Raw genomic sequence first — 12,687 nt, forward strand, 5'->3', positions numbered from 1 at the left:
GCCCGATGTAATTGGGCCGCCCCACATGGGACGGCCCGTTGTCACTTACATGCCAAGGGCGGCTTTGACAGCCGCGGCAGCGTCACCACCATCTTGGGTGGTCACGCCGTCAAGCCAGCCCATGACCAGATCGGGGTTGGCGGCCATCCAGGCGGTCGCGGCTTCGGCCGGATCCTGACCATCGTCCAGAATCGCGCCCATGATTTCGTTCTCCATCGCAAGCGTGAAGGACAGGTTGTTCAGAAGCGCGCCCACATTCGGGCAGGCATCGACATAACCGGCGGTGGTATTGGTAAAGACCGTTGCGCCACCCAGATCGGGGCCAAACCAGTCGTCGCCACCTTCAAGATATGTCATGTCGTAGTTGGCGTTCATCGGATGCGGCTCCCAGCCCAGAAATACGACAGGTTCACCGCGATCCGTGGCGCGCCCCACCTGCGCAAGCATCCCCGCTTCCGAGCTTTCGACAACTTCCATGTCCGCATCACCCAGACCAAAGGCGTTGTCGGCAATCATATCCATGATCAGGCGGTTGCCGTCATTGCCCGCTTCGATCCCGTAAATCTTGCCGTCCAATGCGTCGGCATTGGCAGCGATCGATGCAAAATCGGTGATTCCCAGCGCGGCACCCGCGGCATTGGTGGCAAGTGTGTATTTCGCACCCTCAAGGTTGGCGCGCACCGTATCCACGGTGCCAGCTTCGCGGTAGGGGCGATATCGCCTTCCATCGTTGGCATCCAATTGCCAAGGAAAACATCCACATCACCCTCGGCCAGCGAGGTATAGGTGACGGGCACAGATAGCACCTTGATCTCGGTTTCATACCCAAGCGCGTTCAACACAACGGTCGTTGCAGCGGTCGTTGCGGTGATATCGGTCCAGCCGACATCGGAAAAGGTAACCGAATCACAATCGGCAAATGCGGGCGCGGCGGCCAGAATGGCCAGCACGGAAAGGGTTGATTTCATTTTCATTTTAGCAGCTCCCATGTTGCGGTATTATTCTTGATTGACCAGTCAATAAAGAACCATCTAGTGTCACCGGGCAAGCCTTTTCTGGAGAAAACATGCCCAAGCTCGGGATGGAGCCTATACGCCGCGCGGCGTTGGTGAAAGCAACTATTGCAGAGGTCGGTGCGGCGGCGTCTTTGGACGTGACCGTCAGCCAGATCGCCAAGCGTGCGGGCATGTCTTCTGCGCTGGCACACCACTACTTTGGTGGCAAAGACCAGATTTTCATCGCTGCAATGCGCCAGATCCTGCGCGATTACGGTGCCGAAGTGCGCGCCGCCCTAGGTGCCGCCGCCAACCCGGCGATGCGCGCGCGCGCCATTATCCGCGCCAATTTTGCCCCGGCATTCTTTGATCCGGCCACTGTCAGCGCCTGGATGACCTTTTATGTGCAGGCGCAAACGAATCCCCAGGCCCTGCGCCTGTTGCGCATCTATCAGAACCGCCTGCGCAGCAATCTGACCCACGCGCTACGCCCGCTTTGCGACGATCCGCGCGATGTGGCGGGCACGCTCGCGGCCTTGATTGACGGGCTTTATATTCGCGCCGCCCTTGCCGAACCTGATGCGGACGCCTGCGGGCGCACGCTTTCGCTTTTGTCCACGCTCACCAAAGGTGCCGCATGACCCAGCCCAATATCCTGATCATCATGGTCGATCAGTTGAACGGCACGCTGTTCCCCGATGGCCCTGCCGACTGGCTGCACGCGCCCAACCTCAAGGCATTGGCGGCGCGCGCCACCCGATTTGCCAACTGTTATACAGCCTCGCCGCTTTGTGCGCCGGGGCGGGCATCATTCATGTCGGGGCAACTGCCCTCGCGCACCGGTGTCTATGATAATGCGGCCGAATTTGCCTCGGCGATCCCGACATTCGCGCATCATTTGCGCCGTGCGGGCTATCAGACCTGCCTGTCGGGCAAGATGCACTTTGTCGGCCCCGACCAGATGCACGGCTTCGAAGAACGATTGACCACCGATATCTATCCCGCCGATTTCGGCTGGACGCCGGATTACCGCAAACCGGGCGAACGGATCGACTGGTGGTATCACAACATGGGCTCCGTGACGGGGGCCGGTGTCGCCGAAACCAGCAACCAGATGGAATATGACGACGAGGTCGCCTATCACGCAACGCGCAAGATTTACGAACTCGCGCGCGGCGGCGATCCGCGCCCCTGGTGCCTCACGGCCAGCTTCACCCATCCGCACGACCCTTACGTTACGCGCAAGAAATACTGGGACCTGTATGAAGATTGCGCGCATCTGCTGCCACAGGTGTCCGACCTTGGCTATGACGCCCAAGACCCACATTCCAAACGGATTTTCGACGCCAACGACTGGCGAAATTTCGACATCACCGAAAAGGACATCCGCCGCGCGCGCCGCGCCTATTTCGCCAATATCAGCTATCTCGACGACAAAATCGGCGAACTCCTGCAAGTCCTGAAAGACACCCGCCAGGAAGCCACGATCCTGTTCGTCTCTGACCACGGCGACATGCTGGGCGAACGCGGCTTGTGGTTCAAGATGACCTTCTTTGAAGGCTCGGCGCGCGTGCCGATGTTGATCGCCTCACCGGACATGGAACCGGGGCTTGTCACCACCCCGGTCAGCAATATCGATGTCTGCCCGACCCTTTGCGACCTTGCCGGCGTCAGCATGGACGATGTCATGCCCTGGACCGATGGCGAAAGCCTAAAGCCGCTGGGCCAGGGTGGCACGCGTTCGACCCCCGTGGCGATGGAATACGCCGCCGAAGGGTCAAACGCACCGCTGGTCGCCCTGCGTGACGGCACATGGAAGTATATCCGCTGTGATCTGGACCCGGATCAGCTATTTGACATCTCCGCTGACCCCGCCGAGCTCATCAACCTCGCCAATGTTGAAAAACATCACGAGGCACTGACGCAACTGCGCGCAAAATCACTTGAACGCTGGGATCTGAAACGCTTTGACGCCGAGGTGCGCGAAAGTCAGGCGCGCCGCTGGGTCGTCTACGAGGCCCTGCGCAACGGCGACTACTACCCTTGGGATTACCAGCCGCTGCAAAAGGCATCCGAACGCTACATGCGCAACCACATGGACCTGAACGTCCTGGAAGAAAGCAAACGCTTTCCCCGTGGTGAATAACCCCTTCATCTTGGCCCTTACAACTCCCGCCGGAGGCTCCATGACCTATCCAACCCAACCCACCGCCAGCCACTTTATCGATGGTGCCTACGTCGAGGACACAGACGGCGAGGTGATCGACGTGATCTATCCCGCCACCGGCAAGGTCATCGCGCAGGTCCACGCCGCGACACCCGCCATTGTCGCACAGGCACTGGACGCCGCGACCCGTGCGCAAAAGGAATGGGCGGCGATGTCGGGCACCGAAAGGGGCCGCATCCTGCGCCGCGCCGCCGATATCATGCGCGCGCGCAACCGCGATCTGTCGGTGCTGGAAACCTATGACACGGGCAAACCCCTGCAGGAAACGCTCGTGGCGGATGCGACCAGCGGTGCGGATGCATTGGAGTATTTCGGCGGATTGGCTGCGGCGATCACCGGCGAACACATCCAGTTGGGCGATGATTTCGTTTATACGCGGCGCGAACCTCTGGGCGTTTGTGTCGGGATAGGGGCCTGGAACTACCCCACGCAAATCGCCTGTTGGAAGGGCGCGCCCGCGCTGGCCTGTGGCAACACGATGGTGTTCAAACCCTCCGAAACCACCCCGCTGTCCGCCCTCAAGGTCGCGGAAATCCTGCACGAGGCCGGCGCGCCCGCAGGCGTGTTCAACGTCGTGCAGGGCATGGGCGCGGTCGGGGCATCACTGGTCACTGACCCGCGCGTGGCCAAGGTTTCGCTGACCGGTTCGGTGCCGACAGGGCGCAAGGTTTACGCCGCCGCTGCCGAAGGAATCCGTCACGTCACGATGGAACTTGGCGGCAAATCCCCGCTGGTGATCTTTGATGATGCCAACCTCGAGGACGCCGTGGGCGGCGCGATCCTCGGGAACTTCTACAGCTCTGGCCAGGTCTGTTCCAACGGCACCCGGGTCTTTGTGCAGGACGGTATCCGCGACGCCTTTATCAAACGGCTTTGCGAACGTCTTGGCCAGATCAGGATGGGCGATCCGATGGATGAATCCACCAATTTCGGCCCGATGGTCAGTGCCAACCAGCGTGACATCGTGATGGGCTTTATCACACAGGGTATCAGCGAAGGGGCCACATTAAGTTACGGTGGTGAACTCATTGAAAGAGAAGGGTTTTATATACAGCCGACCGTCTTTTCCGATGTCACCGACGAGATGACGATTGCGCGCGATGAAATTTTTGGCCCGGTCCTGTCCATTCTTGACTTCAAGGATGAAGAAGACGTCCTAAAGCGCGCAAATAAAACGGAATTTGGTCTGGCCGCAGGGGTCTTTACCCAAGACCTGACCCGCGCGCACCGGATGGCCGCCGGTTTCGAGGCGGGCACCTGTTATATCAACACCTACAACCTTGCCCCCGTCGAGGCCCCTTTTGGCGGCTCGAAACTGTCGGGTGTGGGGCGCGAAAACTCCAAGGGCGCAATCGAATACTACACCCAAGTCAAATCCGTCTATGTGGCTATGGGCCCCGTCGACGCGCCGTTCTAGGACAGATCCGATGCAGGCAGATTATGTGATCGTGGGTGCGGGCAGCGCAGGCTGCGCCATCGCCTATCGGCTGGCCGCGGCGGGCCGGTCGGTGCTGGTGATCGAACATGGCGGCACGGACGTGGGCCCATTCATCCAGATGCCTGCCGCGCTGTCTTATCCGATGAACATGAAGCGGTATGACTGGGGCTATTGGTCCGAACCCGAACCCCACCTGAACAACCGGCGTCTGGCCTGCCCGCGCGGCAAGGTGATTGGCGGGTCGTCGTCGATCAACGGGATGATCTATGTGCGTGGCCACGCCCGCGATTTTGATCACTGGGCCGAAAGCGGCGCACAGGGCTGGGGCTATGGCGATGTGCTGCCCTACTTCAAGCGGATGGAAAACTGGACCGATGGCGGGCGCGGCGGCGATCCGGCCTGGCGCGGCACGGATGGCCCGCTGCATGTGTCGCGCGGACCCGGCAAGAACCCCCTGACGCAGGCCTTCATCGACGCTGGCGAACAGGCCGGATACCCCGTGACGGGCGATTACAACGGCTATCAGCAAGAGGGGTTCGGCCCCTTTGATTCGACGATTCACAACGGGCAGCGTTGGTCTGCCGCGCGCGCCTACCTGCGCCCCGCGCTGAAACGCGCCAACTGCGATCTGGTCAACGCGCTGGCGCTGCGTGTGGTGATCGAAGAGGGCCGCGCGACGGGCGTCGAGGTCCAGCGCGGTGAAACCACGCAGATTATCGCCGCCAATGCCGAAGTGATCATCGCCGCCTCGGCGATCAATTCACCCAAATTGCTGATGCATTCGGGCATTGGCCCCGCCGCGCATCTGGTCGATCACGGGATCGGCGTTATTGCCGACCGTCCGGGTGTCGGTCAAAACCTGCAAGACCATCTGGAGATGTATATCCAGATGGCCGCCTCCAAGCCGGTGTCGCTTTACAAATACTGGAACCTGATCGGCAAGGGGCTGATCGGTGCACAGTGGCTGTTCACGCGCACGGGGCTTGGCGCCTCCAATCAGTTTGAAAGCTGTGGGTTCATTCGCTCCAAAGCGGGCATTGATTACCCCGATGTCCAGTTCCATTTCCTGCCGATGGCGGTACGCTATGACGGGCAGACGGTGGCCGAAGGGCACGGATTTCAAGCCCACGTCGGCCCGATGCGCAGTGTCTCGCGCGGGGCGGTCACGCTGGCAACGGGCGATCCGCTTGCCCCGCCGGAAATCCGGTTCAACTACATGTCCGATCCGCAGGACTGGGAGGAATTCCGCACCTGCATCCGGCTGACCCGCGAGATTTTCGCGCAGGACGCCTTTGCCTCCTTCCGTCGTCACGAAATCCAGCCCGGCGACGCGGCACAAAGCGACGATGATCTTGACGCCGCGATCCGCGAACATGCCGAAAGCGCCTATCACCCCTGTGGCACCTGCAAGATGGGCGCGGCGGATGATCCGATGGCCGTTGTCGACCCTGAAACGCGGGTCATTGGCGTTGACGGGCTGCGCGTTGCCGACAGTTCGATCTTTCCACGCATCACCAACGGCAATCTAAACGCCCCGTCCATCATGGTGGGCGAAAAGGCGGCCGATCATATCCTTGGGCGCGGGATGCTTGCGGCGGCAAATGACGTGCCCTGGATGCATCCGAACTGGCAAACGGAACAGCGCTAGCGACATATTAACCGCAACCGGATTTCCGGCTTGCATTGGCGCGAAATTAACCTTTTGTTAAGGATATGTTCCGCTTCTGTTCAATTCTCTTACTGGCGCTGATGCCCGTGGCGGCATTGGCCGGCCCTGATGGGCGCCTTCGCGTGATTGATGGCGATACCTTTGAAATTGCAGGGCAAACCGTCAGGTTGCATGGGGTAGACGCATTGGAAAACGGGCAGACCTGCACCACGGATCAAGGCACGTTGTGGGAATGCGGGGCCTGGACCACCCAAGAAGTGCGCGCAAGGTTTCAGGGGCGGTATGCGACCTGCGAGCAGGTCGACATCGATCGTTACAACCGCGTCGTTGCGCGCTGCGCGGTGGACGGAAACGACATGGGCCGCACCATCGTGCGCGCGGGGCTGGCCACCGCCTACCGCCGTTACTCAATGGCGTATGATCTGGATGAAAAGGCCGCCGCCGTGGCTGCAATCGGGATCTGGAGCGCGCAATTTACTGCCCCCGCGACCTTTCGCGCGGACAGACGCGCCGCCAATCAGCAAGGGACCGCCGCGCCGACCGAAAACTGCATCATCAAGGGTAATATTTCGCGCTCGGGGCGGATTTATCACATGCCCCACAACCGCGATTACGACCGCACCCGCATCAATCCCGCCAACGGTGAACGCTGGTTCTGCACCGAAGCCGAGGCCCGTGCGGCGGGCTGGCGCGCGGCGCGAAATTAAACCCGCAAAACCACCGTATTTGCCCCCCTTGTTGATCCCTGTCAAAGAGGCGCGCCGCACCCTGCGATAACCTTGGGCGAACACCTAAGGGAGGACACTATATGTCTCATACGCCGCACGAACTTGCCGAAGAATTCCCCGAACACGTGGAGGTGATGCACAAGCTCAAGGCCGAAAACGCGCATTTTGCCAATATTTCGGACAAATACCACGAGGTGAACCGCGCCGTGCACCGCGCTGAAACAGACGTAGAACCAACCGATGATCTGCACATGGCCGAGTTGCGCAAGCAGCGCCTCGCTCTTAAGGATGAAATCTGGGGCATGCTGAGGGCCAGCTAGGGCGTGGTGCCATCGCCCTGCACAACAGACTGAAAACGATCAAAGAATTCGTCCGCCATCTTGCGGGCGAATCCCCCAACCACACGGTTGCCTAGCTGCGCCAGCTTGCCACCGACGGCGGCGTCTACGCTATAGCGCAGTTCGGTCCCCTCGGGCAGATCAACCAGTTGCACAGCGGCGCTGCCCTTGGCAAATCCGGCCACACCGCCCTTGCCCTCACCGACAATCCGATAGCTTTCAGGCGGGGTGACATCCGCCAGCGTCACGGCCCCCTTGAAGGTCGCTTTGACGGGTCCGACCTTTTGTTTGACCACGGCTGCAAAGCCATCCGCGGGCGATCCCGTCAATTCCTCGCAGCCGGGGATGCAGGCGCGCAGCGTGTCGGCGCTGTTAAGATGGGCCCAAACGGTCGCGCGGTCGGCGGCGATGATACGGCTGCCTGTCAGTTCCATGTGATACCTTTCAGTCGATTTGATAGGGCAGGGTGCCGCGATGGTTCAACTCCACCCGCAATTCGCGTTCCAGTGGCGGAACGGCCCGTTGATGGCAGGTGCGACGTTCGCAAATCCGGCAGGAAATCCCAATGGGTTCATAGGCTTGTGCGGCCTCCACATCCATGTGATCAGCATAGACCAACGCGCCCGCATGGCGCACTTCGCAGCCCAAACCGATGGCATAGCGGCGGGTGGGCGCATCAAATGCTCCGCCGGATTTCGTCACGTCTCGCGCCAGACAAAAATAACGCACCCCGTCCGGTGTTTCTGCCAACTGCCGCAGCCAGCGCCCCGGCGTTTCAAAGGCGCGATGCACATTCCACAGCGGGCACGCCCCGCCGTAGCGGGCAAATTGCAAGGTCGTGGCCGAATGGCGTTTGGTGATCGTTCCCGCCGGATCGACGCGCACGAAAAAGAACGGGATCCCCTTGGCCCCGGGGCGCTGCATCGTCGACAGCCGGTGCGCGACCTGTTCAAGGGACGCACCAAACTGATCGGCAAGACGCTCAAGATCGTGGCGGGTGTCCTGTGCGGCCTGCAAAAACGCGCCGTAGGGCATCAGGGCCGCGCCTGCAAAGTAGTTTGCAAGGCCGATTTTGGCGATGGCGCGGGCTTGGTGTGAATGGAACCGCGCCAGATCCAGCGTCGCCTCAAGCAGCTTGTCCTGCGTGATCAGCGCCAGTTGCATGAACAGTTGAAACGCCTGCGTCGGGGCGGCGGCGCGCGTCGAAATATGCAGCCGGCGCGTGTCGGGATCAAAGTGGCGCAACGCCCCGTCGGTATCACTGAAATGCACCGTGATCCCATGCGCGCCAAGCGCCGACACGGCGGCAGCAACCGGGCTTGGCTTGGTGCTGGCCTGGGTGGCAAACCGTTCGGCGGCGCGGTCCACCGCATCAATGTAATTGTCGCAATAATGAAAGAAGTCGCGCACTTCTTCCCAGGGGCTGGGTTGCAGACGGGCATCTTCGCGCCCCAGGGCTTCGTCGAGCGATGCAAGGCGTTCATGCGTCTGGCGATAGGCTGAATGCAGGTCCAGAAAGGCGCGGGTCAGGGCTGGCGCATTCGAGGCCGCAAGTCGCAAATCAGCAAGCGGCGGCGTCGGGCCGGAAAAGATCGGATCAGCCAGGGCCTCGCGCATGTCACCGACAAGGCGGGCCTCGTCGCCCGATTGCAATTCGGTCACGTCAAAACCAAACTCCTGCGCCAGATTGACCACGACCGTGGTGCTTATGGGGCGGTTGTTGTTCTCCATCTGGTTAAGATAGGGCAGAGATACGCCCAGCTTTTCGGCGAATGCTTTTTGCGTCAGCCCCAGACGGCTGCGCAGCTCGCGCAGTTTCACACCGGCATAGAGTTTTTGAACGGCCATGATCCCCTCCGCAACTTTGCAATCGCAATGCTAGGCTTTGCAAACTTAGTCGGCAAGCCCCAGCGCCCGTTCACGCCAGACGACAAACAGCACCGACAGCAGCGCCGCGACGGCGGTGCCCAGCATCAGCCATTGCAGTGGCAATGTCCCCGTTTCGATATCCAGCATCCCGCCTGCAAACTGCGACAGGCCCGCGCCGCCACCCACCATCAGCGCACCACCCAAGCCGCTGGCCGTGCCCGCCAGATGTGGGCGCACCGATAGCAACCCGGCTGTGACATTGGGCAGGGTGATCCCATTCCCCGCCCCAGGAAGGTGCAGAAACCAAAGAACAACAGCGGATGATTGTATCCCAGCAATGACAACAGCAAGGATGCGCCAAGGCCAAAGATGATGATATACGATCCCAGCATCGCCATGCGGTTCACACCAAGCTTGACCGAGTATTTGCCCGACATGAAATTCCCGAAGGCATAGCCGACCGCAGGCGCGCCCAGAGCAATCCCGCTCCAGAGCGGGGTCAGCCCAAAAACCTCGCTCGCCACGAATGACGCCCCGCCCAGCAGGGCAAAAAATGCGCCCGATGCGAAAGCGGCGCACATCGCGTAGCCCCAAAAGCGCGGCGAGACCAGCAATTCAGGGTAGCCACGCAATTGATCCGCGAAACTGACGCCCTGTCCGGCGATCGTTTCGCCCTGATCAAACCAGACCAGCACGAAGACGCCGGCCCCGCTTAGCGCCAGAAACACAAAGGTCGCGTGCCAGTTGATCAACTGGTCCAGCGCCCCGCCGATCATCGGCCCGAACATCGGCACAAGGGCCATGCCCATCGTCACGAAGCCGATCATGGATGCGGCCTGTTCCTGGGGCACCATGTCGCGCACAACGGCGCGCGACAGCACCAGGCCCGTCGCCACGGCTGCCTGCATCATCCTGAAAAACAGGAATGCTTCGATCGCAGTGGAGAGCAAGGCGCCAATTGTCGCGATCACGAAAATTGCCAATGCAATCAAGGTGATGCTGCGCCGCCCATAGCGATCCGAAATCGGCCCGATCAGAACCTGCAGCACGGCGGTGGTAGCCAGATAGCCCGACAGCGAGATTTGCATGATCGCGTAATCGGTCTTGAAATAGAGTGCCATCGTGTTCAGCGAGGGCAGGAAAATCGACATGTTCAAAGCCGAAATGCCCGCGATCATGATCAACGTAAAAATATGTGGCGGCGTCGTGCGATCAAGAAAGCGCACCAGAGGTCTATCTGTCATTGCACATGACTAGGCCCGCCGCCGATGGCTGTCCAACGCAAACGACACCGGATCGGCAGTTTGCAATATTGCAGTTATGCAAGATGGAAGATCGGTTGGTTTGCAAATTTGCCCATTCCTGCTTTCCCGCGCGCCCGATGCAGCATAGTCTGCCCCAAAGAGACAAGGGCAAAATCACATGAGCGACATCCTGCAAGAACTCGAATCCCGGCGCGCGACGGCGTATCAGGGCGGTGGCGACAAACGGATTGCCGCGCAGCACGCCAAGGGCAAGCTGACCGCGCGCGAACGGATTGACCTGCTGCTGGACGAGGAGAGCTTCGAGGAATTCGATACCTTCGTCGCTCATCGCAGCACCGATTTCGGCATGGAAAAACAACGCCCCTACGGGGATGGTGTGGTTACGGGCTGGGGCACGGTCAATGGTCGTCAGGTCTATGTGTTCAGTCAGGATTTCACCGTGCTGGGCGGGTCGGTCAGCGCGACCCATGCCGCAAAGATCTGCAAGATCATGGATATGGCGATGCAAAACGGCGCGCCCGTGATCGGCCTAAACGATTCCGGCGGCGCGCGTATTCAGGAAGGGGTCGATGCCCTGGCTGGCTACGCCGAGATTTTTCAGCGCAACATCATGGCCAGCGGTGTCATTCCGCAGATCAGCGTGGTGATGGGGCCTTGTGCAGGTGGTGCGGTCTATTCCCCCGCGATGACCGACTTTATCTTTATGGTCAAGGATTCCAGCTATATGTTCGTGACCGGCCCCGACGTCGTGAAAACCGTCACGAACGAGGTAGTGACAGCCGAAGAACTGGGCGGCGCCAGCACCCATACCCGCAAATCCAGCGTGGCCGATGGCGCCTTTGAAAACGATGTGGAGGCATTGGCCGAGGTCCGCCGCCTGATTGATTTCCTGCCGCTCAACAATGTCGCAAAGCCGCCCGTGCGCCCCTTCTTTGACGATGTGGGCCGTCTTGATGACAGCCTTGATACGTTGATCCCCGATAACGCCAACGCGCCCTACGACATGAAGGAATTGATCCTGAAACTGGCGGACGAGGGTGATTTTTACGAAATTCAGGAAGATTTCGCCAAGAATATCATCACCGGTTTCGTGCGCCTTGAAGGGTCCACGGTCGGCGTTGTCGCCAATCAGCCGATGGTGCTGGCGGGCTGTCTGGATATTGACAGTTCGCGCAAGGCGGCGCGCTTTGTGCGCTTTTGCGATGCCTTTGAAATTCCGATCCTGACACTGGTCGATGTACCCGGCTTTTTGCCCGGCACCGGACAAGAGTTGGGCGGCGTCATCAAACACGGCGCGAAACTGCTGTTTGCCTATGGCGAGGCGACCGTGCCCAAGGTGACTGTCATCACCCGCAAGGCCTATGGCGGCGCATACGACGTGATGGCGTCCAAGCATCTGCGCGGCGATTTCAACTATGCCTGGCCCACGGCGGAAATCGCCGTGATGGGGGCCAAGGGGGCCACCGAAATCATCCACCGCGCCGATCTGGGGGATGCCGACAAAATCGCAGGCCATACCAAGGACTACGAGGATCGTTTCGCCAATCCGTTTGTCGCTGCAGAACGCGGTTTCATCGACGAGGTGATCATGCCCCATTCGACCCGCAAACGTGTCTGCCGCGCCTTTGCCTCCCTGCGCGGCAAACGCCTGACAAACCCGTGGAAAAAGCACGACAATATCCCGCTATGACCCCGCGTATCCGCCAGATTGCCGCCGCGTTGATCGCGATAGCTGCCCCTGCCTTGGCCGACCAGCCAGCGGTGCCGTCGGGCTATGCCCATGAGCTGTTCGACGCCATCTTCGAGGAGGAGGCAAATCTGTGGCGCTTTCGTTTCGTGTCGCCCGGATTGCGGTCCGACGACTTTGAAAAAGTGGCTGCTGATTTCCTGCATTTATGCGAGGTTGATATCCTGCCAAGCCTGATCGCGAGCGGCCAATCCGCCAATCAGATCGTCATCTCGATCGCCGATCGAGAAGTGCCATTCGGCGAGATGGATCCCGAGGCAGTGCAGTTTTTCGAGGCGTTTCGCGTCGAAAACGAGACCTGCATATGGGAGGGATTGTGATGCATACACAACATCTTGCGGCGTGTTCCTCATCTTGGCGGCGTTTTGATGCAGCCATGTCACATGCGCGTGGCTCGCATTCCGCCGCGTA

Annotated in this window: 10 protein-coding genes and 2 pseudogenes; 8 read left to right on the forward strand and 4 right to left on the reverse strand. The window is 60.3% G+C overall.

Annotated elements, in window-relative coordinates; genetic code table 11:
- Window positions 1–45: 45 nt before the first annotated feature.
- Window positions 46–974, reverse strand: a pseudogene (gene choX / locus FTO60_RS04445) (choline ABC transporter substrate-binding protein).
- 92 nt (window positions 975–1,066) lie between these two features.
- Here choX and betI point away from each other — a divergent pair.
- The 6 genes from betI (at window position 1,067) to FTO60_RS04475 (ending at window position 7,377) form a co-directional block, all read left to right on the forward strand.
- Window positions 1,067–1,636 (forward strand): transcriptional regulator BetI, encoded by a 570-nt coding sequence (gene betI, locus FTO60_RS04450; protein WP_148054838.1) that lies wholly within the window; start codon window positions 1,067–1,069, stop codon window positions 1,634–1,636.
- A complete protein-coding gene (gene betC / locus FTO60_RS04455) occupies window positions 1,633–3,141 on the forward strand; it encodes a choline-sulfatase (RefSeq protein ID WP_148054839.1) in 1,509 nt (502 codons plus the stop codon). The genes betI and betC overlap by 4 nt, the downstream gene beginning before the upstream one ends.
- Window positions 3,142–3,181: 40 nt before the next feature.
- Window positions 3,182–4,639, forward strand: coding sequence for a betaine-aldehyde dehydrogenase (betB, locus tag FTO60_RS04460; protein ID WP_148054840.1), 1,458 nt, complete (start codon window positions 3,182–3,184; stop codon window positions 4,637–4,639).
- 10 nt (window positions 4,640–4,649) lie between these two features.
- The gene (gene betA / locus FTO60_RS04465; protein ID WP_148054841.1) at window positions 4,650–6,308 is read left to right on the forward strand and encodes a choline dehydrogenase; all 1,659 of its coding nucleotides are present in this window, start codon (window positions 4,650–4,652) and stop codon (window positions 6,306–6,308) included.
- Between the two features lie 65 nt (window positions 6,309–6,373).
- Window positions 6,374–7,036, forward strand: coding sequence for a thermonuclease family protein (locus FTO60_RS04470; protein ID WP_148054842.1), 663 nt, complete (start codon window positions 6,374–6,376; stop codon window positions 7,034–7,036).
- 101 nt (window positions 7,037–7,137) lie between these two features.
- Window positions 7,138–7,377 carry a YdcH family protein gene (locus tag FTO60_RS04475; protein WP_148054843.1) on the forward strand — a complete coding sequence of 80 codons (240 nt, stop codon included), beginning with the start codon at window positions 7,138–7,140 and terminating at the stop codon, window positions 7,375–7,377.
- Here the strand turns inward: FTO60_RS04475 and FTO60_RS04480 are convergent.
- The 3 genes and pseudogenes from FTO60_RS04480 to FTO60_RS04490 all read right to left on the reverse strand — a co-directional run bounded on the left by FTO60_RS04480 (window position 7,374) and on the right by FTO60_RS04490 (window position 10,508).
- Complete coding sequence (locus tag FTO60_RS04480; RefSeq protein WP_148054844.1) at window positions 7,374–7,829, reverse strand: CoxG family protein; 456 nt, start codon at window positions 7,827–7,829, stop codon at window positions 7,374–7,376. The two genes, FTO60_RS04475 and FTO60_RS04480, sit on opposite strands and share 4 nt — an antisense overlap.
- A 10-nt stretch (window positions 7,830–7,839) precedes the next feature.
- Window positions 7,840–9,243 carry a short-chain fatty acyl-CoA regulator family protein gene (locus tag FTO60_RS04485; protein WP_148054845.1) on the reverse strand — a complete coding sequence of 468 codons (1,404 nt, stop codon included), beginning with the start codon at window positions 9,241–9,243 and terminating at the stop codon, window positions 7,840–7,842.
- 45 nt (window positions 9,244–9,288) lie between these two features.
- A pseudogene (locus tag FTO60_RS04490) lies at window positions 9,289–10,508 on the reverse strand (multidrug effflux MFS transporter).
- 178 nt (window positions 10,509–10,686) lie between these two features.
- Between FTO60_RS04490 and FTO60_RS04495 the strand changes: the two are divergent.
- Together FTO60_RS04495 and FTO60_RS04500 are read left to right on the forward strand one after the other, a co-directional pair.
- Window positions 10,687–12,219 (forward strand): acyl-CoA carboxylase subunit beta, encoded by a 1,533-nt coding sequence (locus FTO60_RS04495; RefSeq protein ID WP_148054846.1) that lies wholly within the window; start codon window positions 10,687–10,689, stop codon window positions 12,217–12,219.
- A complete protein-coding gene (locus FTO60_RS04500; protein WP_148054847.1) occupies window positions 12,216–12,596 on the forward strand; it encodes a DUF6497 family protein in 381 nt (126 codons plus the stop codon). Before FTO60_RS04495 ends, FTO60_RS04500 begins: the two co-directional genes overlap by 4 nt.
- Window positions 12,597–12,687: the final 91 nt, after the last annotated feature.

The sequence above is a fragment of the Octadecabacter sp. SW4 genome, from assembly GCF_008065155.1.
Lineage (GTDB): Bacteria > Pseudomonadota > Alphaproteobacteria > Rhodobacterales > Rhodobacteraceae > SW4.